This window comes from Streptomyces nanhaiensis (genome assembly GCF_046614825.1).
Lineage (GTDB): Bacteria > Actinomycetota > Actinomycetes > Streptomycetales > Streptomycetaceae > Streptomyces > Streptomyces radiopugnans.
In genome coordinates, this window is record NZ_JBKJFM010000005.1 from 81,450 (window position 1) to 108,012 (window position 26,563).

Annotated in this window: 33 protein-coding genes; 13 read left to right on the plus strand and 20 right to left on the minus strand. The window is 73.0% G+C overall.

The features are described 5' to 3' along the window. The first annotated feature begins 68 nt into the window (after positions 1-68). The 3 genes from ACLIYP_RS03085 (at position 69) to ACLIYP_RS03095 (ending at position 1,939) form a co-directional block, all read left to right on the plus strand. On the plus strand, positions 69-689 hold the full coding sequence (locus ACLIYP_RS03085; protein ID WP_412711585.1) for a TetR/AcrR family transcriptional regulator: 621 nt from the start codon (positions 69-71) through the stop codon (positions 687-689). 163 nt (positions 690-852) lie between these two features. Next, entirely contained in the window at positions 853-1,350 is a 498-nt protein-coding gene (locus ACLIYP_RS03090; RefSeq protein ID WP_412711586.1) for an N-acetyltransferase, read from the plus strand. A gap of 121 nt (positions 1,351-1,471) precedes the next feature. Continuing rightward, on the plus strand, positions 1,472-1,939 hold the full coding sequence (locus ACLIYP_RS03095) for an NUDIX hydrolase (protein ID WP_412711587.1): 468 nt from the start codon (positions 1,472-1,474) through the stop codon (positions 1,937-1,939). 38 nt (positions 1,940-1,977) lie between these two features. Here the strand turns inward: ACLIYP_RS03095 and ACLIYP_RS03100 are convergent, their stop codons facing one another. After that, on the minus strand, positions 1,978-2,385 hold the full coding sequence (locus ACLIYP_RS03100; protein WP_412711588.1) for a RidA family protein: 408 nt from the start codon (positions 2,383-2,385) through the stop codon (positions 1,978-1,980). A 121-nt stretch (positions 2,386-2,506) separates the two neighbouring features. On the opposite strand from ACLIYP_RS03100, the gene ACLIYP_RS03105 reads away from it, so the two are divergent. Beyond that, positions 2,507-2,887 (plus strand): winged helix-turn-helix transcriptional regulator, encoded by a 381-nt coding sequence (locus ACLIYP_RS03105; protein WP_412711589.1) that lies wholly within the window; start codon positions 2,507-2,509, stop codon positions 2,885-2,887. A 343-nt stretch (positions 2,888-3,230) separates the two neighbouring features. Here ACLIYP_RS03105 and ACLIYP_RS03110 read toward each other — a convergent pair whose 3' ends face one another. The 4 genes from ACLIYP_RS03110 to ACLIYP_RS03125 all read right to left on the minus strand — a co-directional run bounded on the left by ACLIYP_RS03110 (position 3,231) and on the right by ACLIYP_RS03125 (position 5,349). Continuing rightward, positions 3,231-3,884, minus strand: a complete 654-nt coding sequence (locus tag ACLIYP_RS03110) for a hypothetical protein (protein WP_412711590.1) — start codon at positions 3,882-3,884, stop codon at positions 3,231-3,233. Between the two features lie 166 nt (positions 3,885-4,050). Next, entirely contained in the window at positions 4,051-4,266 is a 216-nt protein-coding gene (locus ACLIYP_RS03115; RefSeq protein ID WP_412711591.1) for a DUF397 domain-containing protein, read from the minus strand. A 21-nt stretch (positions 4,267-4,287) separates the two neighbouring features. Beyond that, on the minus strand, positions 4,288-4,485 hold the full coding sequence (locus ACLIYP_RS03120; protein ID WP_412711592.1) for a DUF397 domain-containing protein: 198 nt from the start codon (positions 4,483-4,485) through the stop codon (positions 4,288-4,290). A gap of 12 nt (positions 4,486-4,497) precedes the next feature. Beyond that, a complete protein-coding gene (locus ACLIYP_RS03125; RefSeq protein WP_412711593.1) occupies positions 4,498-5,349 on the minus strand; it encodes a helix-turn-helix domain-containing protein in 852 nt (283 codons plus the stop codon). Between the two features lie 253 nt (positions 5,350-5,602). Between ACLIYP_RS03125 and ACLIYP_RS03130 the strand changes: the two genes are divergently transcribed. Both ACLIYP_RS03130 and ACLIYP_RS03135 read left to right on the plus strand, forming a co-directional pair. Further along, positions 5,603-6,034, plus strand: a complete 432-nt coding sequence (locus ACLIYP_RS03130) for an ATP-binding protein (protein ID WP_412711594.1) — start codon at positions 5,603-5,605, stop codon at positions 6,032-6,034. Beyond that, positions 6,031-6,528, plus strand: a complete 498-nt coding sequence (locus ACLIYP_RS03135) for a hypothetical protein (RefSeq protein WP_412711595.1) — start codon at positions 6,031-6,033, stop codon at positions 6,526-6,528. The genes ACLIYP_RS03130 and ACLIYP_RS03135 overlap by 4 nt, the downstream gene beginning before the upstream one ends. Positions 6,529-6,627: 99 nt before the next feature. On the opposite strand, the gene ACLIYP_RS03140 is transcribed toward ACLIYP_RS03135, so the two are convergent. Continuing rightward, positions 6,628-7,470 carry an alpha/beta fold hydrolase gene (locus ACLIYP_RS03140; protein ID WP_412711596.1) on the minus strand — a complete coding sequence of 281 codons (843 nt, stop codon included), beginning with the start codon at positions 7,468-7,470 and terminating at the stop codon, positions 6,628-6,630. Between the two features lie 91 nt (positions 7,471-7,561). Here ACLIYP_RS03140 and ACLIYP_RS03145 point away from each other — a divergent pair, with 91 nt between their 5' ends. After that, positions 7,562-8,149 (plus strand): TetR/AcrR family transcriptional regulator, encoded by a 588-nt coding sequence (locus tag ACLIYP_RS03145; RefSeq protein ID WP_412711597.1) that lies wholly within the window; start codon positions 7,562-7,564, stop codon positions 8,147-8,149. A gap of 93 nt (positions 8,150-8,242) precedes the next feature. Here ACLIYP_RS03145 and ACLIYP_RS03150 read toward each other — a convergent pair whose 3' ends face one another. The 3 genes from ACLIYP_RS03150 to ACLIYP_RS03160 form a co-directional block, all read right to left on the minus strand. Further along, positions 8,243-9,175, minus strand: a complete 933-nt coding sequence (locus tag ACLIYP_RS03150) for an MBL fold metallo-hydrolase (RefSeq protein ID WP_412711598.1) — start codon at positions 9,173-9,175, stop codon at positions 8,243-8,245. 137 nt (positions 9,176-9,312) lie between these two features. Then, positions 9,313-9,717, minus strand: a complete 405-nt coding sequence (locus tag ACLIYP_RS03155) for a hypothetical protein (protein ID WP_412711599.1) — start codon at positions 9,715-9,717, stop codon at positions 9,313-9,315. A 158-nt stretch (positions 9,718-9,875) separates the two neighbouring features. After that, positions 9,876-10,403 carry a hypothetical protein gene (locus ACLIYP_RS03160; protein WP_412711600.1) on the minus strand — a complete coding sequence of 176 codons (528 nt, stop codon included), beginning with the start codon at positions 10,401-10,403 and terminating at the stop codon, positions 9,876-9,878. A 178-nt stretch (positions 10,404-10,581) separates the two neighbouring features. Here ACLIYP_RS03160 and ACLIYP_RS03165 point away from each other — a divergent pair, with 178 nt between their 5' ends. Then, positions 10,582-11,058 carry a hypothetical protein gene (locus ACLIYP_RS03165; protein WP_412711601.1) on the plus strand — a complete coding sequence of 159 codons (477 nt, stop codon included), beginning with the start codon at positions 10,582-10,584 and terminating at the stop codon, positions 11,056-11,058. Between the two features lie 31 nt (positions 11,059-11,089). On the opposite strand, the gene ACLIYP_RS03170 is transcribed toward ACLIYP_RS03165, so the two are convergent. The 4 genes from ACLIYP_RS03170 to metG form a co-directional block, all read right to left on the minus strand. Continuing rightward, positions 11,090-12,289, minus strand: a complete 1,200-nt coding sequence (locus tag ACLIYP_RS03170; RefSeq protein ID WP_412711602.1) for a serine hydrolase domain-containing protein — start codon at positions 12,287-12,289, stop codon at positions 11,090-11,092. Positions 12,290-12,513: 224 nt separating this feature from the next. Next, entirely contained in the window at positions 12,514-12,945 is a 432-nt protein-coding gene (locus ACLIYP_RS03175) for a hypothetical protein (RefSeq protein WP_412711603.1), read from the minus strand. A 1-nt stretch (position 12,946) separates the two neighbouring features. Then, positions 12,947-14,035, minus strand: a complete 1,089-nt coding sequence (locus ACLIYP_RS03180) for a helix-turn-helix domain-containing protein (RefSeq protein ID WP_412711604.1) — start codon at positions 14,033-14,035, stop codon at positions 12,947-12,949. A 179-nt stretch (positions 14,036-14,214) separates the two neighbouring features. Then, on the minus strand, positions 14,215-15,831 hold the full coding sequence (metG, locus tag ACLIYP_RS03185) for a methionine--tRNA ligase (RefSeq protein WP_412711605.1): 1,617 nt from the start codon (positions 15,829-15,831) through the stop codon (positions 14,215-14,217). Between the two features lie 296 nt (positions 15,832-16,127). Between metG and ACLIYP_RS03190 the strand changes: the two genes are divergently transcribed. Both ACLIYP_RS03190 and ACLIYP_RS03195 read left to right on the plus strand, forming a co-directional pair. Beyond that, positions 16,128-18,215: a PhoX family protein gene (locus ACLIYP_RS03190; protein WP_412711606.1), complete on the plus strand. Its 2,088-nt coding sequence runs from the start codon at positions 16,128-16,130 to the stop codon at positions 18,213-18,215. 216 nt (positions 18,216-18,431) lie between these two features. Further along, positions 18,432-18,695, plus strand: a complete 264-nt coding sequence (locus tag ACLIYP_RS03195) for a GlsB/YeaQ/YmgE family stress response membrane protein (protein ID WP_412711607.1) — start codon at positions 18,432-18,434, stop codon at positions 18,693-18,695. Between the two features lie 313 nt (positions 18,696-19,008). Here ACLIYP_RS03195 and ACLIYP_RS03200 read toward each other — a convergent pair whose 3' ends face one another. From ACLIYP_RS03200 to ACLIYP_RS03215, 4 genes are all read right to left on the minus strand, one after another. After that, positions 19,009-19,233, minus strand: a complete 225-nt coding sequence (locus tag ACLIYP_RS03200; RefSeq protein ID WP_412711608.1) for a hypothetical protein — start codon at positions 19,231-19,233, stop codon at positions 19,009-19,011. A 396-nt stretch (positions 19,234-19,629) separates the two neighbouring features. Then, a complete protein-coding gene (locus ACLIYP_RS03205) occupies positions 19,630-20,367 on the minus strand; it encodes a hypothetical protein (protein ID WP_412711609.1) in 738 nt (245 codons plus the stop codon). A 132-nt stretch (positions 20,368-20,499) separates the two neighbouring features. Further along, on the minus strand, positions 20,500-21,171 hold the full coding sequence (gene lepB / locus ACLIYP_RS03210) for a signal peptidase I (protein WP_412711610.1): 672 nt from the start codon (positions 21,169-21,171) through the stop codon (positions 20,500-20,502). 39 nt (positions 21,172-21,210) lie between these two features. Then, complete coding sequence (locus ACLIYP_RS03215; protein WP_412711611.1) at positions 21,211-22,599, minus strand: MFS transporter; 1,389 nt, start codon at positions 22,597-22,599, stop codon at positions 21,211-21,213. Positions 22,600-22,670: 71 nt separating this feature from the next. Here ACLIYP_RS03215 and ACLIYP_RS03220 point away from each other — a divergent pair, with 71 nt between their 5' ends. After that, positions 22,671-23,675, plus strand: a complete 1,005-nt coding sequence (locus ACLIYP_RS03220) for a GlxA family transcriptional regulator (protein WP_412711612.1) — start codon at positions 22,671-22,673, stop codon at positions 23,673-23,675. A 129-nt stretch (positions 23,676-23,804) separates the two neighbouring features. Continuing rightward, complete coding sequence (locus ACLIYP_RS03225; RefSeq protein ID WP_412711613.1) at positions 23,805-24,335, plus strand: nucleoside deaminase; 531 nt, start codon at positions 23,805-23,807, stop codon at positions 24,333-24,335. A 79-nt stretch (positions 24,336-24,414) separates the two neighbouring features. On the opposite strand, the gene ACLIYP_RS03230 is transcribed toward ACLIYP_RS03225, so the two are convergent. The 3 genes from ACLIYP_RS03230 to ACLIYP_RS03240 form a co-directional block, all read right to left on the minus strand. Beyond that, a complete protein-coding gene (locus ACLIYP_RS03230; protein ID WP_412711614.1) occupies positions 24,415-24,771 on the minus strand; it encodes a hypothetical protein in 357 nt (118 codons plus the stop codon). 162 nt (positions 24,772-24,933) lie between these two features. Then, positions 24,934-25,626, minus strand: coding sequence for a permease prefix domain 1-containing protein (locus tag ACLIYP_RS03235; RefSeq protein WP_412711615.1), 693 nt, complete (start codon positions 25,624-25,626; stop codon positions 24,934-24,936). Next, on the minus strand, positions 25,623-25,964 hold the full coding sequence (locus ACLIYP_RS03240) for a PadR family transcriptional regulator (RefSeq protein WP_412711616.1): 342 nt from the start codon (positions 25,962-25,964) through the stop codon (positions 25,623-25,625). Before ACLIYP_RS03240 ends, ACLIYP_RS03235 begins: the two co-directional genes overlap by 4 nt. An 83-nt stretch (positions 25,965-26,047) precedes the next feature. On the opposite strand from ACLIYP_RS03240, the gene ACLIYP_RS03245 reads away from it, so the two are divergent. After that, positions 26,048-26,563, plus strand: a complete 516-nt coding sequence (locus ACLIYP_RS03245; RefSeq protein ID WP_412711617.1) for a hypothetical protein — start codon at positions 26,048-26,050, stop codon at positions 26,561-26,563.

Consider the following 26,563-nt stretch of genomic DNA (forward strand, 5'->3'; position numbering starts at 1 on the left):
GAGCGTGGCGGCAAGGTACCACGGCTCTGGAACGAACGCTCTACTCAGTCGGCCGGTACGGTGGCCGCATGCAGACCAGCACACGGGACCGGATCGTCGTCGCGGCAGCGCGCCTCCTGCAGCGCCAGGGCTACGTCGGCACGGGGATCAAGCAGATCGCCCAGGAGGCGCAGGCCACCCTCGGCTCCGTCTACCACTTCTTCCCGGGCGGCAAGGAGGCCGTCGCCGTGGCCGCGATCAGGCACAGCGGCGAGGAGTTCGCGACGCTCCTGCGGCAGGCGCTGGACAGCGAGGACGACCCGGCGGAGGCGGTGACATCGTGCGCCCGGCGACTGGCCGGCGATCTGCGCGAGTCGGGCTGGACCGACGGCTGCCCCGTCACGGCCGCCGCCCTGGAGACACTCGGGACCGATTCGGAGATCCAGCAGGTGTGCGCCGACGCTCTGCGCGGCTGGGAGCGGTTGGTCTCCGACAAGCTGCTGCGCTGCGGCTTCTCCCCCCAGACCGCCCGGGAGCTGGCGACCACCGTCATCGGCGCCCTGGAAGGCGCCGAAGTCACCGCCCAGGTCACCCGCAGCGAGGAGCCGCTGCTGACGGTGGGGCGGCAACTGGCCCGCCTCGTGCGCTCGTACGAGGCCCGGGGCCTGGGTCTGCCCGCTGGATCACCCGGCCCGGAGACGGATCGCTGAGACGCACGGGGTGGTCGGTCGACGCGGACGGTCTCGTCGGAGCCCGGTGCCGCCCGCTGTGGTGCCCGTGCCGCCCGCCGTGGTGCCCGTGCCGCCCGGACCGGCGCCGGGGCGCGGAAAATGCCGGGACGTCCCGCGCCGGCCGGCTGTAGCTTCGGCTCTCATGAGCTGGCTGCCCGACGACTTCGTCCACCCCGTCCACGTGCCCGTGCCCGGCACCGCACTTCATCTGCGGCCGATCCGGGAGGCGGACACCCCCATCGACTACCCGGCCGTGATGGGCTCCCGGGAGCGCCTGTGGGAGATCTTCGGCCCCGCCTGGGGCTGGCCCGCCGAGACGATGACCTACGAGGAGGACCGCGTCGACCTGCTGCGGCACGAGAAGGAGATCGCCGCGCACCAGTCGTTCAACTACGCCCTGCTGAACGCGGAGGAGACGGCGCTCTACGGCTGCGTCTACATCGACCCGCCCGAGCGCACCGGCTCCGACGCGGACATCTCCTGGTGGGTGGTGGACGACCTCGTCGGCGGCGAGGAGGAGCGCGCGCTTGACGCGCTGGTGCCGCGTTGGATCGACGCCGACTGGCCCTTCCGCAGGCCCCGTTACCTGGGCCGCGACATCACCTGGCAGGACTGGCTCGCCCTGCCGCCCGTCGCGTGACACGTCCCCGGGACGGCGAGGCGCGGGGCCGTCTGGCGGTGTTCACGCTCGTCTGGTTCCGTTCCGTGTGGTGATGCGCGAACCATGGAAGCCGGACAAGGTCCGGCGGGGGGGAGTGGGAATGAGTTTCCGGCTGGCGGCGTATGCCGTGTGCATCGAGGACGGACGGGTGCTGCTCGCCCGTCACCTACTGCCGGACGGCGGGAGCAACTGGACTCTTCCGGGCGGTGGGGTCGAGCACGCGGAGGACCCGTTCGACGCGGTGATCCGGGAGGTCGCCGAGGAGACCGGCTGCTCGGCGGTGGTGGACCGCCTGCTGGGAGTGGACTCGCGGGTGATTCCCGCGACCGCCACGCGTGAGGGAGTCGTGCACCAGAACGTCGGCGTCTTCTACCGGGTCCGCATCACCGGCGGCCGGCTCCGGCCCGAACCGGACGGCGACATCGTCGAGTCGGTCTGGACCCCGCTCCCCGAGGTCACCGGCCTGCACCGGTCATCGCTGGTCGACGTCGGCCTCGCGCTGGCGCGGGACCTTCCGCCGACCGGCCACGTCACCCCCGTCCCGGTCGGCGGCCTGATCCAGCACTGAGGCGGTGCCGGCCTCCGCATGTCCTCCATGCCGTCCGCTCAGTCCAGGACGGCGGTGGCCTCGACCTCGACCAGGTGCTCGGGTACATCCAGCGCCGCCACGCCCAGCAGCGTGGCCGGCGGGACGGGGGTGGTCCCCAGCTTCGCGGAGGCCCGGGAGATCCCTTCCAGGAGCAGGGGCATCTTGTCGGGGGTCCAGTCGACGACGTGGACGTTCAGCTTCGCCACGTCGTCGAAGGTCCCGCCGACCCCGGCCAGGGCGGTGGCGACGTTGAGGTAGCACTGCTCGACCTGGGCGGCCAGGTCGCCCGCGCCGACCGTGTTGCCCTCGGCGTCCCAGGCGACCTGCCCGGCGACGAAGACCAGCTTCGAGCCCGACGCGACCGACACCTGCCGGTAGACGTCGATGGCGGGCAGTCCTTCGGGGTTCACCAGAGTGATGGCCATGTCAGTCCGTCTCCTCATCCGGGCGCCCATGGGCGCCTGTGGTCTCTTGCGGTTACCCGGAAACCGTAGGAGAGTCTGGGCTGACCTGGAAGAACGCACTTTTGAGTGACTGGGGAACCTCATGGTGACCAAGCAGTTCGGGGACTCCCCCGAGGACGCGGACCTGCGGCGCGCGGACTCCCTGGCGCGGGAGATCTTCTCGGACATCGCCAACAAGTGGGCCCTGCTGATCATCGAGGCCCTGGGGGAGCGCACCCTGCGGTTCAGCGAGCTGCGGGACGAGGTCGAGGGCGTCAGCCACAAGATGCTCACCCAGAACCTGCGGATGCTGGAGCGCAACGGCATGGTCGAGCGGACGGTGCACCCCACCGTGCCGCCGCGCGTCGAGTACACCCTCACCGAGCCGGGCCGGGCCCTGCGCGAGGCGGTCGACGTGATGTGCGACTGGACCCACCGCTACCTCGGCCACATCGAGACCGCCCGCAGCCGCTTCGACAACTGACCAGCTTGGCAAGGGCGTTGGCATCACTCGTCCGCCTGTGGGGCGTTCGCTACGCTCGCGTGCGGAAAGGTTGGCCGTGGAATCCGCCCACGGCAGGGCGGTTCCCCTGACGGGGGCTCACGGGTGCGTGCCGTGAGCGCGACGGGGACCGGGAGGCGGCGCAGGTGCTGAAGCCCGTGGTGGAGGGCCCGGCGCGCTGACGGCCCGATGGGCCGGTCCCGCCGGGTGCGGGCCCGCTCAGCCGTGAGCGGCGCGGGCCATTCGACGTGCCGTGCCCTGGAAGGCCGCCGCAGCGGCCTTCCAGGGCACGCGCCGCTTTGGCGAGGCGTGGCGGGGCGGGTCGTCAGGACGCGTCGGCGTTCGCCTTGTCGAAGTGCTCGATGGCGAGGGCGGCCATCCGGCGGGCCGTCTTCTGGACCTGCTCCGCTTCCTTGGTGCCGTCCGTCCCGTAGACGGAGTAGCTGACCGTGATCGTCGCGTTTCCGGCACGGACGAACACCTCGTACCCCGACGGCACCCTTTTCTCCACCGCTTCGTCCCCGACGCCGCGGACCCCGGCGGATCCCGCGAAGTTCTTCTCGCCATGAGCGATCCGGTCGTCCAGCCAGGCTGCGGCGGCCTCCCGCCCCGAGGCGCTGGAAGTCGCCTCGTGCAGCTCGTACTTCACGTCCAGCTGGACGTCGCCCATGCCGTTCGAGGTCCACCGCGCCCAGCTGCTGGTGGACAGGTGGAGGTCGTTCTGCTTGAACAGGATGTGGTCCAGCCCGGCGGCCTCCCGGTTCGCGCTGCTGAGGAGGGACGCGCTCCGGGGCAACTCGTCGTAGGGGTCGTCACGGCCCTGGTACACGGGCATGAGGAAGGACCATCCGGCCCACCCGCTCACGGCGAGGACCACGACGGCCAGTACCGCGACGAGTGCGGCGACGGCTCTGCCCCGCTGTTTCGGTGGCCTGTTGTCAGCAGGCCCCACAGCAGCCTCGAACTGGCCGACCGTCATGAGTATCCCCCTGTTGCCTCGGAGCCGTGCAGGCCCCGGTGCGGGCGGACAGTCATGTCCGCCCGCACTCCTTTGCCGGAGCATGCCAAAGTTACCGTGCTCGCCGCACCACCATGCGGGAACCGGGCGGCCGACGGCCCGTATCTGCGGCTCTGCGGGTCCGGTCTCAGTGATCGGCGGGCGGGTCGACGAAGTGGTCGAACTCGCCGGCCTTGATGCCCTTGAGGAAGGCGTCGAGCTTGGCGGGCGTGGTCACGACGATCTCGTCGGGCTTGCTGCTCTCGCGCATGAGGACGCGATCGCCGTCCCGGGCGATCTCGATGCAGTTGGCGCCTTCGCCTTCGGAGAAGGTCGCCTTGTGCCACTCGATGGGTGCGGACATGTCGGCTCGCCCTCCGGGGGGTCAGCGTGTGAGGTGGTCGAGTTCTCCCGCCTTGGCGCTGAGTATCAGCGCCCGCAGCGCGGCGGTCGTGGTGGCGATGGTCTGCCCGGGCCGCTCGCTCTCGCGGAGCCGGACCGCTCCGGCGTCGGAGCGAAGCTCCACGCAGTTGTTCCCGCCACCGGCACAGAAAGACGACTTCTGCCAGGAAAACTCAGACACCCGTCTGTCCCTTCACAGTTGGTGAGCGGATTCTCTGATGAGATCCCGCGACTTCTTGACGCTCAGGGCTCGCTTCTCCATGGCGGAGAGGAGCTGCCGGTACGACCGGAGCTGGGCATCGGCATCCAGGAAGATCGGCCCGTGCGCTGAGTCGAGGTGAACCGTGTCGAGTTGGGGGACTGGCCCGCCCGCGTACAGCACCGCCTGGCCTGAACCGGCGACGCCGTCGGAGTCGAACGGGATCACCCGTACGGTGACCTTCGGATGCTCCGAGATCTGCAACAGGTGGTCGAGTTGTCTTTGGGCTACCTCGCGGCCCCCGAAGCGCATCCGTAGAGCCGTCTCGTGAATCAGCGCTGTGTAGCCGGAAAGTTCCGCCCGCTCCAGGACTCTGGCTCGCTGCGACCGATGGTCGAGCATGACCTCCGTATCGCGTTTTGAGAGGCGGGGAAACCCGAACTCGAAAACAGCGCGTGCGTATGCCTCTGTCTGCACGATGCCGGGCACGTGAACGATCTGGTACGTGCGCAGGTAGGCGGAGTGGTGCTCCAGCTCCGTCACGTCGAGGAAGCCTGCGGACAGAACACCTCGGTACTCCTCCCACCATCCTCTGGTCCGGTTGGTCGCCATGGCGACGAGTGCGTCGACGTACGCCTGGTCGTCGCACTTGTAGGCGTTGGCGAGGGTGCGCACCCGGTCCGCGCTGACGCCGAAGCGGGCGGTCTCGACCTGGCTGATCTTCGTGTGGTCGATGCCGAGGATCGCGGCGGCCTCGCGGGCGTTGTACCCGGCCGCCTCCCTCATCTTGCGCAGCTCGGTGCCAAGTCGCCGTTGCCGGGCGGTCGTCACTGTCCTCGGTGGCATGGCGACAGTCTGCCCTCTTACGAGTGAAGTGGTCCAAGGGGATCCACATGGATCCTCGTGAATCGGTAGTCATGTTTATCCCGAGTGTCCTATGGTCCTCGGTAGCGCAGCGTGAACACCAGTGAACCCGCAGTGCAGTTGGCCTCCCCTGCCCGCGCACCGACGTGGGCGGGGGAGGGCAGCCGAGCCACGGTGGTGGGCGCGCGTGCTTCGCAGACGAGACGCAAGCGAACCGCGTTGGGAGAAGACGCAGATGACCGTGACCGCACCCGGCAGACCCGCCACCGCCGTCTACCGGCTGACCGCGCCCGCCCTGCCCACCACCCCGAGAGTCGCCCGCGACGCGGTCGCGGCGTGGTTGTGCGCGGCCGGGCACCACGGGCTGCTGGACACCGCACGCACGCTGGTCAGCGACGTGGTGACGAACGTCGTCGTGCACACCCGCGTACCCCACCTGTGGGTCGGGGCCGCCGTCACGCGGCTGGGCGCGGTCGTCTCCGTGTGGGACGGCGACCAGAGCGGCGTACCCTGCCCGCGTCAGGCGGCCGAGGACGAGACCGGTGGGCGCGGGCTGTTCCTGGTGGAGGCGCTCAGCCACGCCTGGGGCGTGAGCTGGACCGGCGGGGCGGAACCGGCCGGGAAACGGGTCTGGTTCGAGCTGCGCGCCTCGCGCGAGGGGACGTGAGCGCGATGGACTTCACCGCCCTGTGCCTGGGCGCACTGATCATGACCGTCAGTGCGGCGCTGACCGGCTTCGCCGTGGCCGCAGCCCGCAACTCCGGCGGCGGCACCGGCGTGTGGTGCGAGGCGACCGTCCTGGACGCGGACACCCACCGGGAGTGGCTGCTCGACTGCCACCGGGCCCGCAACCCCCGCCGCGCCCTGCGCTGGATACGCGCCCAGGCCCCGCGCCTGGCCGACCGCATCGACCCGCCCCCGGACGCGTCCTGGGCCGCGCCCGGCACCATCCGCCCGTACGAGCCCGGCCGCCCGTACGAGCCCGGCAAGCCGTACGACCCGGGCGGGCCGGACCCGGCCGCCGTGCTGCGGCGCCGGCCGCTGGACGGGGTCGCGGACCGCGAGGCCCTGCGGGTCCTGGAGGACGGCGGCCTCCACGTCCTCACCGCTTCGGACGGGGACGGCCTGCGCTACCGGCTCTCCGCCCGCGCCCTGCGCTGACGCCGTGCACCGAAGCCCGTGCACCGATGCCCGGAGGCCGGGCCCGCCTCGCGGCGAGCCCGGCCCCTGAACCCCGCACCCGGACCGCCCGTCGGACGGTCACTTGCCGACGAAGGCCAGCAGGGCCTCGTTGACCTCGGCTGCGTGCGTCCACAGCAGGCCGTGCGGCGCGCCGTCCACCTCGACGTACTCCGCCTCCGGGAACGCCTTGTGGAAGGGGCGCCCGGTGGAGTCGACCGGGAGGATGTTGTCGGCGGTGCCGTGCAGGATCAGGGAGGGCTTGCCGGCGGCGCGGACGGCGGCCACGTCCTCGCGGAAGTCCTCGATCCAGGCGGGGACCACCGCGTAGGCGGCCACGGGCGCGGAGGAGGTGGCGGTGTTCCAGCCGGCGTCGACGGCCTCCTGGCTGACCCGGGAGCCGAGGTTGTCGTCCAGGTTGTAGAAGTCCTTGAAGAACTGGGTGTACCAGGCGTAGCGGTCGGCGCGGGCGGCCTCCTCGATGCCCTCGAACACCGAGCGCGGCACCCCGCCGGGGTTGTCGTCGGTCTGCACCAGGAACGGCTCCAGCGAGGCGAGGAAGGCCAGCTTGGCGATCCGCTCGTGGCCGTAGGTCTTCACGTAGCGGGCCAGTTCGCCGGTGCCCATGGAGAAGCCGACCAGGATGACGTCGCGCAGGTCGAGCGTCTCCAGCAGGGTGTTCAGGTCGGCGGCGAAGGTGTCGTAGTCGTAGCCGGTGCCGGCCTTGCTGGACTGCCCGAAGCCGCGGCGGTCGTAGGTGATGACGCGGTATCCGGCCGCCAGCAGCTCCCTGGTCTGGAGCTCCCAGCTGTGGCCGTCGAGCGGGTAGCCGTGGATGAGGACGACCGGCTGACCCGATCCCTGGTCCTCGTAGTACAGCTCGATGTCGGTGGTGTTCTCGCTGCCGACCTTGACGTAGCCCATGGGAACATCCTCTCCACTGCGGAGAACGGTCGTTCTCCGGCTCTGTCGACTACAGTAGAGAACGTTGGTTCTCTTTGCAAGGGGAGTTCTCGTGATCGATGAGCAGACAGCGCGCGAACGGGTGGTTTCCGCCGCCGACCGGCTGTTCTACGCCCGGGGGGTGCAGGCCGTCGGGATGGACGCCGTCCGCGGCGAGTCGGGCGTCTCGCTCAAGCGCATCTACGCGCTGTTCCCCTCCAAGGAGGACCTGATCGTCGCCGTGCTGCGGCACCGGACGGACCGCTGGAACGCGGGCGTCGCCGATGCGGTCGACGGCGCCGGGACGCCGCGCGAGAGGCTGCTGGCCGTCTTCGACTTCCTGGCCGGCTGGTTCCACGAGGACGACTTCCGCGGGTGCGCCTTCATCAACGTGTTCGGCGAACTGGGCGGCGGCAGCGACCGGATCGCAGGGGCCGTGCGCGAGCAGAAGGAGTCCTTCCGCCGCCAGGTGGCCGAACTGGTCCGTGCCGCGGGCGGCCCGGACCACCTCGCCCCCCAGCTCGTGCTCCTGGCAGAGGGCGCCCAGACCACGGCCGCCATATCGCGCGACCCGGCCATGGCGGGCCACGCCCGCGCCGCCGCCGACACCCTCATCCGGTGCGCGCTGGACGGAGCCGGGGAGCCGGCCGCGGCGGCGTGAGCGCCGTGCGCGCCCCGGCGGGCGTGCGTCACCGGCCGCCGGGGCGCGTACGGCCGTCCGGGCCGTACGCCCGCCGGGGCCTGTCCCCGGTCGTCACCAGCGGATCGCCCTGAAGTCCACCGGGCGCTGCCTCAACTCCCCTGCACGGGCTGCCAGTCGGCGCAGCCGCTCGGACATCTCACCGGCCGGCAGGCGCCGCCGGTCGCCGTGGCCGGGCAGCAGCCACTCGAAGCTGATCCGCCCCGCCACCCGCTCCAGGGAGGCGGCCAGCTCCTCGACGGAGTACCAGGTGACGGTGTCGAACACCTCGATGTCGCCCGTGGTGCGCGACCAGTGGAAGCTGTCGCCGGTGAAGCAGTAGCGGTCGTCCGCCAGGTAGAGCACGCTGCCCTCGGTGTGCCCGGGCAGGGGGTGGGCGACCACGCCGTCGGCGATCTCCACCGGGTCGGTGCCGCGCAGTACGCGGTCGGCGTCGGGGGCGGAGTCGAGGTCGCCCTCGTGGATCCACAGCCGTGCGCCGAAGCCGTCGGCGTACCGGCGGCCGTGCGCGGCGTGGTCGCGGTGGGTGAGCAGCACGTCGGTGACGGGGCCCAGCTTCTCGTACCGCCTGGCCAGGGACGGGCTCCAGCGCGGGGTGTCCACCATCATCACGGTGCCGTCGGGGCGGCGCAGCAGGTAGGAGTTGGCGCCGGCCGTCTGCCGGGAGTTGTGCCCGCACAGGTACACGGCACTCTCAGGGCCGTCCGGGTCGTCCGTGCCGTTTGTGCTGCCCGCGCCGTCGAGCGGCATCGGGAACGGGTCGGGCACCTCCTCCAGCCGCCCGCCCGGCGGGTGGACGGACCGGGTGTGGCAGGCGTGCGCGGCGGCGTGGAGCCGCTTCGCCTCGATCCGGTCGCGCGGCTCGCGCAGTACGACCGAGCGGCCGCCCTCCTCGCCGATCAGACCGGGCGCGAGCTGCCTCGCCACGTCGCAGTTCGTGCACCGCTCGTCCACCCGCCAGCCGTCCGCCAACCGCTCCCCGGCCATGTCCGCTCCCCTCCCGGCGCGTCCGCCCACCGGACGCACACCCCAGGGGTATCCCACGCCGTACCGCCGGGGAAAGGGGGCGAGGGGCGCGCGGGCCCCGGCCGCGTCCCCGGGGTCCTTCGGAGCCCGAGGCCCGGTCAGTCGATCTCCACGTCCTCGGCGATGCTCTCGGCCATGACGTAGGGCTCGCCCCGGTACTGGTCGTACAGGTTCTCCGCGAGGTCCCTCCCGAGTTCCTCCTGGACCTCGTCGAGGTCGAACTCGCCCACGGGGCCCGTGACACGGACCGGGTCGTCCTGGTCGACGGGCGGCATGTCCTTCTCGATGACCAGCAGCGGTTCGACGTCGCTGGGCTCCTCACCGCCGACGGTGAAGGCCCACGGGGAGATGACTTCCTGGACCCAGCCCTCCACCGTGCGCTCCTGTCCGATCACGGACCCGGCGTCACCGCTCTCGAAGGCGTCGCGGATCTCGGTGATGCCCTCGGGATCCCCGCCTCCGCATCCCGGCAGTCCGAGGAGCAGAGGCGTCAGGACGAGCACCGCCGCCGACCGTCGCCGAAGGCCTCGGGTACACCACATCTATGTCTCCCTCCAGGGTTCTGCCGGACCGCGGGCGCCGGATGACCGGTCGTCCTCCGGTGGTTCTCCACCGCTGTCGCGCCGGTGGGGAAGGGCGCGGCCAGGGAGGCCGGGCACCCTCATGCCCCGTCGGCCGATGTGTCGACGGAGGTGGCCACGACGTACTGCTCCTGCTCCCAGTCGCCGAAGAGGTCCTCCTCCCAGTCCACGGCGAGCCCTTCCGCCACGTCCTCGGGTACGAAACCCTCCCTGACCGTCCCGGTCACCCGTACGGTGCCGCCCTCCTCCACCTGCCGGGCTTCCCGGGAGACGACCAGGAGGCTCCTGACCCTCCGGTCGGTGCCGGCGTCGTCCTCCGCCGCGGCGATGCTGAAGGCGTGCTCGTCGATGACCTCGTCGACGTCCGCCCTGATGGTCACCCGTTTGCCCACCCAGGTGCTGACGTCGTTCCAGAACTCCGCGTCGGCCAGGTCCCCGTACACGAAGTCGTACTCGTCGCCGCCGTCCGTCTCCTCGACGTGCACGGACGCCTCGGGCGCGGGCGAGTCCCCGCCGCCGCACCCCGCCAGACCCGTGACGCCGATCAGAAGGGCGAACGGCAGGGCGACGGCCCCGCGCGGTCGGCGGCTCTTCGTGCTGTGGCGCATGTCCTCGGGTCCTCTCACCGTGCCGGCGGCTCTCTGCCTGTACAGGAGTAGCCGGACACCGGAGCCGCGAAACCGGCGGAAATGATCATTTCGGGCAAGCGGCCGGGTCGCGGTGTCGGTGCCCGCGTCTAGGGTGGCGCCGGTTCGTGCGGCAACACCGGAGAGGGACGGGAACGGGATGGGCGCCAGCGGCTGGGAGTACGTCACCCCGTACGAGGGCACGGTCGAGGAGTCGCTGGCGGCGCTCCACGCGGGGGTCTTCCAGGAGGAGTACGGCGAGGGCGGCGAGTACCGCTCGGTCGAGGAGCTGTGGGCGGACGAGCAGTACATGTGGGGGGAGGGGACCCACTCGGTCCTCGACATCCGGCGGGTCGTCCACACCTCCGACACTCCGTCTCCGCGCGGTGTCGAGGACTACGGGACGCTGCGCCCGCTGGCGCGCGACCGGATCGTGCACCACTTCGGCACCGAGCGGCCGTCACCGGACCGGTTCCGGGAGCTGATCGACCGCGCCTACCGGACCTACGCCTCCCCGGCCGGGCCGGGCGGCACGCTGCTGGACGAGTGCACCATGCGGTGGACCGGTCGCTACGTCCTGCTGTACACCGGCGACGAGCCGACCCACCTGGGGATCTTCGGTTACTCGGGCGACTGAGGAGCCCGGACCGTGTCCGTCCGGTGCCGCGTCAGCCGGCGCACAGGGCGCGGTCGGCCAGACCGGTGACGCCCTCCAACTGCCGCAGTGCGGTGGCGTGGTCGCCTGGGCGGCTGTGGGCGGAGACGGTGACGGCCGCCCGCCCGCCTGCGGTGGCGGCGGGCTGGACGACGTAGCCGAAGCCGGTGCCGCCGTGCCCCCAGTACCCGCCGCCGCAGGACAGCGGCGTCCAGCTCAGGCCGAGGCCGTAGCGGGTGCCGGGCGGGCTGCCGTGGCCGTCGGGGACGGGGACGGTGCGCCGCATCTCGGCGAGCTGGGCGGGGGCGAGCAGTTCGCCGCGCAGCAGGGCGGCGAAGAACCGGTTGACGTCCCTCGCCGTGCTGATCATGCCCCCGTCGGCGTCCCCGTCGAAGGGGAGGTAGGCGACGGTGGTGTCGGTCATCGGGCCGTCCGGGGCGAACTGCTGGTGGTTGCGGGCGTGGGGGCGCGGCAGGAACGGGTCGTCACCGGGGGCGGTGGTGCGGGTCAGGCGCAGCGGGCGCAGGATCCTGCTCCGTACCTCCTCCTCCCAGGTGCGGCCGGTGACGGCCTCGATCACCATGCCCGCCAGGACGTAGTTGGTGTTGGAGTACTCCATGGGACCGCCGGGCTTTGAGGTCGGCGGATACGCCATGGCGACGGCGACGCGCTCCTCGGAGGTGCGGGCGGTCCAGCGGTGCTCGCGGTATCCGGCGGCGGTGGGGTCGGGGACGGTCTCCTCGGTCGCGGCGTAGTCGGGGATGCCGCTGGTGTGCTGGAGGAGCCGGCGCAGGGTGATCCGGCGGCCGTCGTTGCCGCTGCCGCGCACCGTGCCCGGCAGCCACCGCTCCACCGTGTCGTCCAGCGACAGCCGCCCCTCCCCGGCGAGCTGGAGCACCACGGTGGCGGTGAACGTCTTGGTGGCGCTGCCGATCCGCAGGTATCCGTTCGCCGGTACGGGCCGCCCGGTGCGCGGGTCGCCCACCCCGCTGCGGGCGGTGCGGACGCCGCCGTGGGCGTCCAGCCGGACGGACACCCCGGTCACCCCGGCGTCGCGCAGCGCGTCGGCGCCCTCCTGGAGGGAACCGGCGCGGGGGTCGGGCCGGTGGCCGGGGGCCGCTTCGGCCTGCGCGGGCACGAGCGCCGCGAGGAGCGCGGCGAGCAGGGCCGCCGGTGCCCGGCGTAAGGTTCTGCGCCGTGTGGTCGTCGTCATGGAACCGACCGTAGGGGCGCCCCGGCCGCCGGACCATCCGGCGCGCCCCCGGAACCGTCCGCGGGTCCGCCCTGCCGCTTTCCCCGGCCGCAGATCCGGTCAGCTTCGCTGGAGCGGAATCCCCTGCATGGAGCACCACCGGGCGAAACCGCTTCCGCGACAGGGAAGCCGGGCCTCTTCGGCCCTGAGCGCTTCGACGTAGCTGCCGGCCGCCGCCAGGGTCATCACACCCTCCCGGCCGAGGCGGGCGAGCGGCCCAGGGTGCCGTGGGCTTCGACGCCGTACGCGCGGGCAGTCCTCGCCGCCGTCCGGTCGTCGGTGACGGCGGTCCCGTGACGGAGCTCGGCGCAGGCGAACACACTCGCCTCCCCCCGGTGTCGGTTGTCGGACGCACCGACCCTCTCACCCCACCGGCCGTACGCCATCAGACCTTCGATGGTGTCGAGAGCGTCGACCCGTAGCCAGTCGGCCGTGATCGCCCGCTGTAAAGCGGGGAAACGGGGCAGCCCGGCCCGCAACTCGGAGACCACGGTCGTGGTCGTCCAGCACTCGAAATCCTGGAGGTAACTCCCCAGCAGGTCGATGTAGTCCGCGCGGGCGGAGTGGTTCAGCAGGGTCGTGTCCAGCACGAGGACGCCGTGATGCGTGTCGGACATGTCAGAGGTCGGTCTCGTCCCCCGCGGGCAGGTCGTCCAACGACACCTGCCCGTGCATCATCTCCACGGCCCGGGCGCGGGTGATGCTTCCGCGTCCGAGCGCCGACATCACGGCACTGGCGTAGTCCGGTGCCACCCTGACCGCCTCCAGGTCGGGTTCCGGAAGCCAGCCCAGTGCCTGCATGAACTCGGCGCGTGTGGGCTTCCGCGCCATCAGCCCGTTCCGTGCGGACCGGTCGATCACCTCGGCCCGTTCCGCCTGGATCAGCGCAAGCGTCCAGGACACCCGGTACCGTGCGGCGTGGCCGACGAGCTGTTCCCGGACGTCCTCGCCCGGGGACCAGGCCCGGGCGATCGCGGTGGCGGGCAGCAGCAGTTCGGCGGCGAACGCCTCGATCGCCCGCTCGCGCTCCTCCGCCGAGGCGTGCACACCGAGGTCGTTGGAGTAGGCGTCCCCCATGACCATGTGCCCCAGCTCGTGAGCGGCCGTGGCGCGGCGGCGGCCCGGATCGCCCCGGAGGCTGATGACGGACACCGCGACGTCCCCGTCGATCAGCGACGCGCCGTCACCGGGGATGTCGGTGGCCAGGGGCCACTGCCCGGCCTCGGCGCAGACCGCGGCCATCGGGCCGAGAGGCCCGTCACCCGCCTCCAGCCGGTCGCGGACCCAGCGGGCCGCGTCCCTGTAGGTGTCGACGCCGGTCGCCCGGCCGGGATAGGCCCACGGCGGGCGCGGACTCAGGACTCCCAGGTCCAGAAGCTGGCGTACGTCCCGGAGCCAGGCGTTCAGGCGCACCCGGACCTGGAAGGCGGACCGGGTCGCCTCCGACTCGTCCTCCTCCACCAAGGGCTGCCGGTTGGACAGGACCGGTGCCGGGGCGCAGACGAAGTAGGAGAACGGAACATCCAGGGCGTCCGCCAGGCTCGTCAGCTCCAGGGCGCTGATTCTGCGGGTCCCGCTCTCGATCTTGGAGAGGGTCGTCCGCTCCATGCCGAGCAGCTCGGCGAGCCGTTCCTGGGTGAGGGCGGCGGCTCGCCGGGCCTCGCCAACCCGTGCACCGATGTCCTGCCAGCTCACCTCAGACGCCATGGTGCGATTTTGGCACATCGCCCGGCGCGGGGCGCCGCCGTAAGCGGACTCCGGCAGGCGCACGGGCGCGCGGGCGCGTTGTCCGGGGCGCGCGGCCGGCGGACGCGCCGCGGCCCCCGGCCGCTCCCGCCGGAGCGGGGCGGCCGGGGGCCGGGAAGCGGGGGCGGGCGGGCGCGGCCCTACGCGTTCTTGGGCTCCTCCAGGCGCGGGAAGAGCGCCGGGCCCTTGGTGACCCGGGTGCCCGCAGGGAGCAGGCCCCAGGCGCCGGCGTCCTGGACGCGCTGGTCGGCCAGGGCGCCCAGCGCGGGCTCCGCGCCCAGCGAGTCCCACAGCAGGCCGGAGGTGCGCGGCATCACCGGGTTGAGCAGGACGGCGCAGGCGCGCAGCGACTCGGCGGCGGTGTAGAGGATCGTCGCCAGCCGCTCCTGGGCCTCGGGCGAGGTGTCCTTGGCGACCTTCCACGGCTCCTGCTCGGTGAGGTAGCCGTTGACCTGCTTGATGAAGTCGAAGACCGCCGCGATGCCGCCCGCGAAGTCCAGCTCGTCGCCGATGCGGCGGTCGGCCTCGGCCACGGCCTTCGCCATGCCCTCCCGGACGGCCTGCTCGGCCTCGCCGTCCGCCTTGGACTCGGGCAGCAGCCCGTCGAAGTACTTGTTCACCATGGCGGCCAGGCGCGAGGCGAGGTTGCCGTAGTCGTTGGCCAGCTCGCTGGTGTAGCGGGCGGAGAAGTCCTCCCAGGAGAAGGAGCCGTCCTGGCCGAAGGCGATGGCGCGCAGGAAGTACCAGCGGTAGGCGTCCACGCCGAAGTGCCCGGTGAGCTGCTGCGGCGAGATGCCCGTCAGGTTGGACTTGCTCATCTTCTCGCCGCCGACCATCAGCCAGCCGTTGGCGGCCACCCTGCCCGGCAGCGGCAGGCCCTGCGCCATCAGCATCGCGGGCCAGATCACCGCGTGGAAGCGGAGGATGTCCTTGCCGACGAGGTGGACGTCGGCGGGGAAGGTCTCCTCGAACTTCTTCTGGTCGGAGCCGTAGCCGACGGCGGTGGCGTAGTTCATCAGGGCGTCGATCCACACGTAGATGACGTGCTTGTCGTCCCAGGGGATCTTCACGCCCCAGTCGAAGGTGGAGCGGGAGATCGACAGGTCCTCCAGGCCCTGGCGGACGATGTTGACGACCTCGTTGCGCGCCGACTCGGGCTGGATGAACTCCGGGTGCCTCTCGTAGTGCTCCAGGAGCCTGGGCCCGTACTCGGAGAGCTTGAAGAAGTAGTTCTCCTCCTGGAGCATCTCCACGGGCTTCTTGTGGATCGGGCAGAGCTTCTCGCCGGCGAAGTCCCCCTCGCCCTCCAGCAGGTCGCCGGGGGACTTGTACTCCTCGCAGCCCACGCAGTACGGGCCCTCGTACTCGCCCTTGTAGATCTCGCCCTTGTCGTACAGGTCCTGCACGAACTCCTGGACGCGGGCGGTGTGCCGCTCCTGCGTGGTGCGGATGAAGTCGTCGTTGGCGATCTCCAGGTGCTCCCAGAGGGGCTTCCACGCCTCCTCCACGAGCTTGTCGCACCACTCCTGCGGGGTGACCCCGTTGGCCTCGGCGGTGCGCATGATCTTCTGACCGTGCTCGTCCGTGCCGGTGAGGTACCACACCTTCTCGCCGCGCTGGCGGTGCCAGCGCGTGAGCACGTCGCCTGCGACGGTCGTGTAGGCGTGGCCCAGGTGCGGAGCGTCGTTGACGTAGTAGATGGGGGTCGTGACGTAGAACGCCTTCGCCCCCTGCTGCTCTTTTCCAGTGGCCGCCATGGGAGAAATCCTAACGGTCCGGGGCCGGCCGCCGGTCCGGATATCGCCGTGCGCGGAGGGCGCCGGAAAGGGGCCCGGGAAGGGTGCCGGGACGGCCGGGGGAGAGGGTTTCGGGCACCGGGTGTGCCGGTGCGGGCACCGTACGGATCCGGCCACGGCGGGCGCGCCGGTGGCCGCCGGGCGGCCTGCCGACTCCACGGGCCGGATTCACCCCGCGTTCACCGCGAGGTCGCCCTCCGTCGTGCCTGCGCGCCTAGCGTCCGACACGCGTAGACACGGAACATCCGGAGGGGACCATGCGCAAGCTGCTGCCGCTGATCGGTTCGCACCCCGGCGGGAGAGCCGCCCTGACCTGCCGCTACCGCTGCGGCGACGCCTGCTTCCACGAGGTGCCCAACACCAGCGGCAACGAGTACGCCGGCGACGTCATCGCCGCCGCCCTCTCGCGCCGCTCGGTGCTGCGCGCCGGCGCCGTGGTCGGCGCCGCCGCCGCTGCCGGCACGGCGGTCGGTTTCGGCCAGGCGCCCGGCGCCGCCGCGGCGCCCGCCGCCGTACCGGCCAAGGGCTGGGAGAAGGGGAGCGGCAAGGTCCGCGGGGCGGCGCGCGGCCTGCGCTTCGCGCCCGTCGCGCCGAACACCGCCGACGCGGTGACCGTCCCCGAGGGCTACGCGCAGAACGTCGTCATCCGCTGGGGCGACCCGATCCTGCGCGGCGCGCCCGCCTTCGACCCGGAGAATCAGAGCGCGAAGGCGCAGGCCGGCCAGTTCGGCTACAACAACGACTTCCTCACCCTGCTGCCGCTTGACGGCGAGCGCGGGCGCCAGGTGCTGTTCGCCAACCACGAGTACACCGACGAAGAGCTGATGTTCCCCGGCTACGACGCGGCCGACCCCACGCGCGAGCAGGTGGAGATCGCCTGGGCCGCGCACGGCCTGTCCGTCGTCGTGGTGGAGGAGGACCGCCGCACGGGCAGGCTCACGGCCGTGCCCCGCCACCACCTCAACCGCCGCTTCACCGCCACCAGCGAGTTCCGCCTCACCGGCCCGGCCGCCGGGTCCGACCTGCTGAAGACCTCCGCCGACCCCACCGGCACGAAGGTGCTGGGCACCCTCAACAACTGCGCGGGCGGCACCACCCCCTGGGGCACGGCCCTGTCGGGCGAGGAGAACTTCAACCAGTACTTCGGCAATGCCGCCTCCGTCGCCGACCCGGAGGTGAGGGCCAGGCTCAGGCGGTACGGCATGAGCGGCGGAGCGTCGGGACGCAAGTGGGAGCGGTTCGACGACCGCTTCGACCTCACCAAGGAGCCCAACGAGGCCAACCGCTTCGGCTGGGTCGTCGAGGTGGACCCGTACGACCCCGACTCCGTGCCGCGCAAGCGCACCGCGCTCGGCCGCTTCAAGCACGAGGCCGCCGAGCCCCGCCTGACCGCCGACGGCCGCCCGGTCGTCTACATGGGCGACGACGAGCGCTTCGACTACTTCTACAAGTTCGTCTCCTCCAGGCGGATGATGAAGGGCGACAGCCGCGCCGCCCGCGAGCACAACCTGACGCTGCTGGACGAGGGCACCCTCTACGTGGCGAAGCTGACCGGCGACAGCCCGGCCGCCGAGATCGACGGCAGCGGGAAGCTCCCCTCCGACGGCGAGTTCGACGGCTCCGGCGTGTGGATCCCGCTGGCCACCGGCAACACCTCCCACGTCCCCGGCATGAGTGCCGAGGAGGTCTACGTCCACACCCGGCTGGCCGCCGACAAGGTGGGCGCCACCAAGATGGACCGCCCCGAGGACGTCGAGCCCAGCCCGCGCACCGGCCGCGTCTACGTCGCGCTGACCAACAACTCCCGGCGCGGCGTGGACTCCAACCCGGCCGCCGACGAGGCCAACCCGCGCAACGCCAACAAGCACGGCCAGGTGCTGGAGCTGGCCGAGCACTGGGACGACCCGGCGGCCGACGGCTTCGCCTGGCGCCTGTTCCTGGTCTGCGGCGACCCGGAGGACCCCTCCACCTACTACGGCGGCTTCCCCAAGGACCAGGTCAGCCCGATCTCCTGCCCGGACAACATCGCCTTCGACCCCTACGGCAACCTGTGGCTGTCCACGGACGGCAACGCGCTGGGCTCCCACGACGGCCTGTTCGGCGTGGCCACGGCGGGCGGGCGGCGCGGCGAGGTGCGGCAGTTCCTCACCGTCCCGGCCGGCGCCGAGACCTGCGGCCCGATCATCCAGGACCGCCGGGTGCTGGTCGCGGTGCAGCACCCGGGCGAGGTGGACGGCGCCAGCTACGAGCAGCCCGCCTCGTCCTGGCCCGACGGGCCGGGCAAGGTCGTCCGCCCGTCGGTCGTCGCAGTCTGGCGCGAGGACGGCCGCGGCATCGGAGTCTGAGGCCGTCGGAGTCCGATGCCGTCGGAGTTCGATGCCGTCGGAGTCCGAGGCCATCGGCGTCCGAGCACGCCCCTCCGACCGCCGTACCGACCGGTACGGCGGCCGGAGGGGCGGCCGGTTCCCGGCGATCCTCTTTGACGACTTGACATGTCCTTGTGTGCCCGAGCCGGGACAGGGAAGGAGGAAGGCAAGGAACCGACCCGAAAGGGTGAAGTCATGGAGATAACCGGCATCATCACCGCGATCATCATCGGCATCGTCGTCGGTGTGCTGGGGCGGCTGGTCCTGCCGGGCCGCCAGCACATCGGTGTCCTGTGGACGATCGTGGTCGGTATCGCCGCCGCCCTGATCGGTACGTTCATCGCGGCCGGAATCGGTGTCGCGGACACCCGCGGTGTCGACTGGATCGAGCTGTTCATCCAGATCGGCCTGGCCGCGGTGGGTGTCGCAGCCGTGGACCGCGCCAAGGTCCGCGCCTGACGGACGGCCGGACGGTACGCGGGTCCCGCGTCGCCGACCCCTCCGACACGTAACCCGGGTGGTGCACCTGCCCGGCGGAAAGCGGCCCCCACAGCCGCTTTCCGCCGGGCTCTCGGCTGTCCGGGGCCGGGCTAGCGGCCTTCGGGCCTCCTGCCTTCCGGCCCTCCGGACCCGGACAGCCGGGAGGCCGGGGGCGGTGCGTGTGCGCGCCCCGGCCTCCGCCGCCTCCGGCGCGGCGGTCTCGCCCGGCTCCGTCCGAACCCACCGGGCGGGACCGGCTCCCTCGCCCCGGAGCCGGTGTCCGAATCCGGGCTCAGCCCGTGTGGTGGTCCCGCTGGACGAGCGCGGCGTGCTCCAGCACGTCCTCCATCGGGTCGTCGATCTGCCCCGTGGAGATCAGCGCGACGGTGGGCCCGTTGCGCGACCCGTGGTTCGTCTCGTCGGCCCAGGCCGACGAGGCCCCGCCGGGCAGCGCGACCGCCACCACGGCCGCCCCCGCCGCCACCACGCACCCGCGCATCGTCCGGTTCCGCCTCACCGTGTTTCTCCTCTCGCCCTCATCCGGTCACGGCCGAACGCCGTCCGCCGTGCATATCTGCCGGTGAGCGGAAAAGTTACGAACGGATTGTGGATCTGTCCTACGGTGCCCCGCTGTGCGCCCCGTCGCGCGCTCCGGGGAGCGCCCGTGCCCGCGAAGCCGCCGGAGCCGCCGAAGCCGCTTCGGCCGTCCGCCAGGCGCCGCTACGCGCGGGACGGACGGCCGAGGAGACGGGGGCGGGGAAGGGTTCCATCTGTGAGGGTTCCAACTTTGGAACCCTCACAGATGGAACCCTTCCCTTCCCGCACCTACCGGAGACCGGGCAGGGCGGGGTGGTCCGGTACCAGGCCGGTGCTGCGCTCATGGCCGACCCGGCCCCCGCGCCCGCATCCGGGCCTACTCGGGGAGGAGTTCGCGGACCCGGGCGCGGAAGGTCCGCCAGCGGCGCTCGTTGCCGTGGACGAGCGCCGCCGACTCGGCCAGCAGGTCCGCCGCGCGGTCGAGCAGTTCGGAGGCCGAGTAGAGGTAGGCGGGCGCCGTACGCCCGCCGGCCAGGTCGGACCGGAGGGCGGCCGGGGAGAAGTCGACGCGGGCCAGCAGCTCCAGGGCGCGGCGCAGCAGCCGTGCGATCAGGGACAGCAGGCCGGCGGCCTGCCAGTCGTCGGCGATGATCCGGTGCCGCTCCCCGGCCAGGTCGGCGAGCGATGGATGGGCGGCCAGACTCCCGGCCGTCTCCCACGACCGCTCCATGGCGCCCGACAGCCAGGTGCCGGTCTGCTCGCTGTCGTCGGCGAGCAGACCGATGTCGCGCTTGAGCCGCTTCAGCTCGGTCGGCTCCTCCTCGCCCTCCATGAAGAGGACCCCGGCCTCGGCGACGAGCCCGGGGGCGTTCAGGTCCTCCGCGCCGGTGAACGCCAGGCCCTCCACCGGCTCGCCTGCGCCGACAGCGCTCCACCGGTCGGCGAGCGCCTTCAGCACCCGCGAGTGCGCCTGGAGCCCGGCCGCCTGCCGCAGGGGCGCCTGCGCGTAGAACTCCTCGTGCTCGCGGTGGAACCGCGCGAGGTTGTCGATCATGCGCAGCAGCGGCTCGGGAGGGGCGGAGGGCGCTCCGTCCCCGTGCTGGTCGTCGGGCATGCGGGCAGTGTGTACCGGCCCCGTGCACGGAGCCGGCCGGGCACGCCCGCCGGGGCCGGGGCCGGAGCCCGTTCGGCGCAGCGGGACCGGGCTCCGGCCCCGCTGCGCCGCCTCGCGTACAGGCGCGGCGGTCTACCCCGCGGCCCGCCGCCGGCCGATCAGCGCGACGGCGCCGAGGACCCCCGCGACCACCGTGAGCACCGCCCCGGACAGCGCGGTGGCGAGCGGGAGCAGCGGCCCGGCGGCGCCGTCGCCGTCCAGCAGCCTGCCGCGCACGGCGTCGGCGGCGACCGTGCCCGATTGCCCGTCGGAGAGGCGGAAGCGGGAGTCGTGCGAGTTGGCGCGGTGGTCGCCGAGCAGGAACAGCCGCCCCTCGGGCACCGTCACGTCGAAGCTCGGTCCCATGCCGACCGGGTCGCCGTCCTTGACGTACGGTTCGGACAGCGGCTCGCCGTCGACGCTCACCCGGCCCCCGGCGCAGCACGTCACCCGGTCGCCGCCGGTGCCGACGACCCGCTTCATCGCCAGTTCCCCGTTCGGGAACCACCGCGGGTCGGCGAAGAGGACCACATCGCCGGCGCGGACCCCGTCCCCGTCGATCCGCTCGGCGGCGATCCGCTCGCCCTGCCGGTACGCCGGCGACATCGAGTCGGCGGACTGGACGGCGACGATGTAGCCGGCGCGGAGCCAGACGGCGCCCGCCACCACCGTGCCCAGCCCCACGACCAGCAGGACCGGGGCGACGCGCCCGGCCGTCCACCGCCTCGCTCCCCGTCCGGCTCCTCGCCCGTCCGTGTCCCGCACCGCGTCTCCTGCCGTCGTCCTCCGGGGTACCGGTAGAGGTTAGGAGGCCCCGCGCCGGGACGGCGCGCCAGGGCCCGCGCGGTGACCGTCCCGGCCGGCCGCGGCCCGGCGCTTGCGGTCACGTCCAGGCCCGCCGATCGCCGGGGCCAGCACGGCGGCGACCGCGCACAGCGCGCCGGAGGCGATCCAGGCGGCGTCGTAGGAGCCGAGGACGTCGCGCAGGGCGCCGCCCGCGAACGCCATCACCCCGGCGCCGAGCTGGTGGAAGGCGAGCGTCCAGCCGAAGACGATCGCACCGCCGCCCTCCCCGTAGATCCCGCGGACGGCCGTCAGGGCGATCGTCGGCGGGACGGTGGCCACGTCGAGCAGCCCGAAGAAGACCACGAAGACGATCAGCGGCCAGTCGGCCTCGGGCCCCAGGAGGGAGGGCAGGAGCAGCAGCGAGCCCCCGCGCATCCCGTAGTAGAGCGCCAGCAGCAGGCGCGGGTCGTGGCGGTCGGTGAGCCAGCCGGAGACGACCGTGCCCGCCACGTTGAAGACCCCGATGAGCGCGAGCAGCGAGGCCGCGACGGTGGGCGGCATCCCGTGGTCGTGGGCGGCGGGCACGAAACCGCTCCACATGATCCCGTTGGTGGAGGCGCCGCAGACGGCGAAGGTGCCCGCCAGCAGCCAGAACGGGCGGGTACGGGCCGCCGAGCGCAGCACCCGCAGCGCGTGGCGGGCCGCGCCCGGGGCCGGCGCCGGGCGCGGGACGTACTCCCGGGCGCCGTAGGGGCGCAGGCCGAGATCGGCGGGGTGGTCGCGCAGCAGCAGCCCCGCCAGTGGGACGAGGGCGAGCGCCGCCAGCGCGACCGTCACCGTGGTCGGGCGCCACTGGTGCCGCTCGATCGACCAGGACAGCAGCGGCAGGAAGACGAACTGCCCGAATACGCTCGCCGCCGTCAGCAGACCGGTGACCAGACCGCGCCGGGCGGCGAACCAGCGCTCCACCACCACGGCCGCGAAGCCCATCGCCACGGAACCGCAGCCCAGCCCCACCAGCAGGCCCCAGTAGAGGGCCAGCTGCCAGGGCTGGGTCATGAGCGTGGTGAGCGCCGCCCCGGCGGCGACGGCCGCCAGCGCCCCGGCGGCGACGCGCCGCAGCCCGAAGCGGCCCATGAGCGCGGTGGCGAAGGGCGCGACCAGTCCGGAGGCCGCCATGTTCACCCAGACCGCGAGACCGATGGAGCCGCGCGACCAGCCCAGATCGTGGTGGAGCGGCTCGACCAGCAGCCCGGGCATGGTGGCGAAGGCGCCCGCGCCCATGACCGCCGGCGCGGCCACGGCGGCGACCCACCAGGCCCGGTGCACGCCCCGCCCACGGGCGGTGCGCGGGGCGGCCCGGCCGGTGGGGACGTGCTCGGTGGTGGTGCGGGTCGTGTGCGTCATGCCTCCGATGCTGTTCGGACCGGCCGGGCCGAACGAGTGGCCGGATGGCCGACATCTGAAAGAATCTGGCCATGGACGTCTTCACGCACCCGGGGCGGCACCGGGTGGCGGTCCTGGTCCGCCACGGGGTGCTGCCGATGGAGCTGGGCCTGGTCCACCAGCTGTTCCGCGCGGCCGAGTCGGCCTCCGGCACACCGCTGTACGAGGTCGTGACCTGCGCGCCCGAGCCCGGCACGGTCCGCACCGACGCCGACTTCCCCGTCCTCGTCGGGCACGGCCCGCAGGCGCTGGCCGAGGCCGGGACGGTGATCGTCCCGGCCAGCCACGAGGAGGACGGGACGTATCCCGGCGGGCGGCTGCCCGCCCAGCTCGCCGACGCCCTCGCCCGCATCCGGCCCGGCACCCGGATCGCCTCGGTCTGCACCGGCGCCTTCGTGCTGGCCGCCGCCGGGCTCCTCGACGGCCGCCGGGCCACCACCCACTGGAAGTCCGCCGAGCACTTCCGGCGGCTCCACCCGGCCGTGCGGCTCGACCCGAACGTCCTCTACACCGACGAGGGCGACGTGCTCACCTCCGCGGGTGAGGCGGCCGGGATCGACCTGTGCCTGCACATGATCCGCCGCGACCACGGCGCGGCCGTCGCCAACCGGGCGGCCCGCAGCACGGTCGTACCGCCGCACCGCGACGGCGGGCAGGCCCAGTACATCCCCCGGCCGGTCGCCGAGCCGCGCCGCTCCTCCACCGGTGCCGCCCGCGCCTGGGCGCTGGAGAACCTGGACCGGCCCATCACACTGGCCGAACTGGCCGCGCGCGAGTCGATGAGCGTGCGCACCTTCACCCGCCGCTTCAAGGAGGAGGCGGGCGTCACCGCCGTCCAGTGGCTGAACCGGCAGCGCATCGAGCGGGCCCGGCAACTGCTGGAGGAGACCGACCTGTCCGTCGACCGGGTCGCCGCCGACACCGGCTTCGGCACGGCCGCCTCGCTGCGCCAGCACATGCAGCGTGCCCTCGGCGTCACCCCCACCGGCTACCGCGCCACCTTCCGCGGCCCCGCCACCCGCCCGGCCGGGGTGTGACCGGGGTTGCGCGCCGTTCACCCGGAGCGGCTGAAAGCCGTCGTCCGACACCGTTGAGCCGGTACCTTTCCGCCCATCCGTGAAAGGAGGTTCCATATGTCCGCTTCGGAAGCGCCCTGTGGAGGCGGGATGACGGACCGGGAGATCGACGCGGGGATGCTGAGGTGCCTTCGGCTGGCCCGTGAGGCGGCGCTCTCCGGAAACTACGGACTGGGGGCGGTGGTGATCCGGGACGGCGTCGTCCTCGGGGAGTCGGGCAGCGGACTCGTCCAGGGCCACGACCCGACCGCACACCCGGAGGTGCAGGCCATCCGCCGGGCGGCCGAACGGGTCGGCTCCCGCTACCTCGCCGGCGCCTTCCTGCTGACGACGCTGGAGCCGTGCCCGATGTGCACCGCCGCCGCGATCTGGGCCAAGATGCGCGGCATCGCCTTCGGCGCCACCCAGGAGGACGCCCGGAGCTGGGCGTCCGAGCACCCCGACGAGACGTTCACCTGGCGGCAGATCGACCTCCGTGCCCGCGACGTGGTCCGGGCCGGGCACCCGCGGCTGGAGGTGCACGAGGGGGTCCGCCGGGACGAATGCCTGGAACTCTTCCCCCTCACCACCCGGAAGGCCACCCGGCAGGCCCCGGTGGGCGGTGCGGCGGGGCGCCGCTGAGGCGGGCGGCCCCGGGCGTGTGCGAGCGGCCCGCCCCGGGAGGGGCGGGCCGTGGTGCACGGGGGCCGGAGCGTGCCGGTCAGCTCGGCCAGTAGGACCAGCCGGAGCAGCCCACATGGTCCTCGCAGACCCGGAACTGCTTGATGCGGGAGCTGTAGCTCGCCCACGGGCCCCAGTTGCCGTCCGCGCCGTTGCCGTCCCACTGGGAGACGTGGGCGCCGTTGGCCAGGTAGGCGTCGGCGTAGACGCCGTTGCCGTCGCGCTCGCCGTCGTAGGCGCGCATCGCGTAGGCGGTCGCCTGGGCGGCGTCGCTGCCGTGGTAGAGCGTCACGGTCGCCGACGCGGACGTGGCGGTGGTCAGGGCCAGCAGGATCGCACCGCCGAACACGGCGGCCGTACGCGCGACTCTCCTCGTCCTCCCGGTCGTCTTCGTCATGTTTCCCCCTTGCGGTCGATTGCGGTCGGTGCGTTGCACACGGGCCGGGCGGCCCGCTCCTTCAAGTCTGGGAAGGAGATGTGTCGACTTCTCGCTTTCGGCGGCGAACAGTACGAAAGGGGTAATCGGGGAACGGGGTTGCGGGCGCCGCCGGAGGGGTGGCTATGCGCGGGCGCAGTCGCGGCAGGCGCGGGCGGAGGACGCCACCACGGTGTGGAGCGCGGCTGCGAGGGCGCCCGCGAGCGCGACCGGGAGCCAGTTCCCCGACAGGGGGGAGGACGCGGCGAGGGTGAGCGCGGACGCACCCAGGCACACACCGGCCGTCGTGCCGGCCCAGGCGGTCGCCCGGGGGAGCCGTCGCGGGGTGGGCAGCCGCCGGGCGAGGGGGCCGGTGGCGGCCAGCGCGGCCGTCGCGAGCAGCGCGGCGACGGCCGCGGACCCGGCCAGGGAGAACGCCAGCAGACGGGTGGCCAGGGGCAGTTGGCCGCCGTGCCCGGAGGTCAGGAACAGGTACCAGCAGACGGTCAGCAGCGGGGCGGCCAGGGCGACGGCGCGGGCGGTGTGGCGGACCTGGGCGACGGTCAGCTCCCGCTGGCAGGCGGGAGCCACCTCCGCCACGGTGCCGAACTCGCGCACGGCCCGCCGGACGGCGAGGTCGCGGGGCAGCCCCTCCTCGGCGTACGCGGCCACCGTGTCGGCCAGGCCGTCGCGCATCTCCGCCACCAGGCGGGCCTTGGCGCGGACCGGGCCGCGCAGGGCGGACGCCAGGGCCGCGGCGTACTCGTCGGCGTATCGGTCGGTGTACTCCTCGGGGCGTTCCCCGGTGGGGCCCGCCCGCCGTCCGGCGCCGCTCATCCGGCGTGCCCGGGGTGCGGGGCCGGTTCCAGGACGGAGCCGATCGCCGCCGTGAACGCCTGCCAGGCCGTCCGCTCCTCGGCCAGGGCGCGCCGTCCGGCGTCGGTGAGTTCGTAGCGGCGCCGCTTCCGCTCGCCGGTGGAGTCCCAACTGCTGCGCAGCAGTCCGGTCCGCTCCAGGCGGTTCAGCGCGGGGTAGACCGTGCCGGTGCGCAGTTCGAGCGCGCCCGCGCTGCGCCGCTGTACGGCGGTGATGATCGCGTACCCGTGCAGCGGTCCCGGCTCCAGCACGGCCAGCAGCAGTCCGTCCAGGTGTCCGCGTACGGCGTCGGCCTTCATGAGTAGGCAGCCTACACAACGCTTGTGTGGGCGTGCTATGTATTGGCAGCCAACATATTCATCATCGGGGTGAGGAGACCGTGGTGACCAAGGTGCTGCTGTCCGTCCACGTCCTGGCGGCGATCGTGGTGATCGGGCCGATCACCGTCGCCGCCTCCCTCTTCCCGCGCCACGCGCGGCAGGCCGCCGGGTCCGGGGGCGCGCCCGGGGAGCCGGGGGAGGGACGGGACGCGTGGATCGCCGCGTTCCTGCACCGGATCTGCCGGAACTACGCCGTCGCCGGCATCGCCGTACCGGTCTTCGGAATCGCCACGGGCGCGCGGCTCGGCGTCCTCGCCGACGCCTGGCTGGTCGCCTCCCTCGTCCTGACCGCGATCGCCGCGGCCGTCCTGGTCCTGGCGATCGTCCCCGGCCAGCGGCGGATGCTCCGGTCGGCGGGTGGCGCGGGGGCGCGTACGGCGGCGGACGACGCTGCGGATGACGGAGAGGCGCGCTCGGCGGCGGCCCGGCTGTCCATGCTCACCGGCGTCTTCAACCTGCTGTGGGCGGTCGTCGTCGTCCTGATGATCGTCCGTCCCGGCTCCACCACGGGGGTGTGA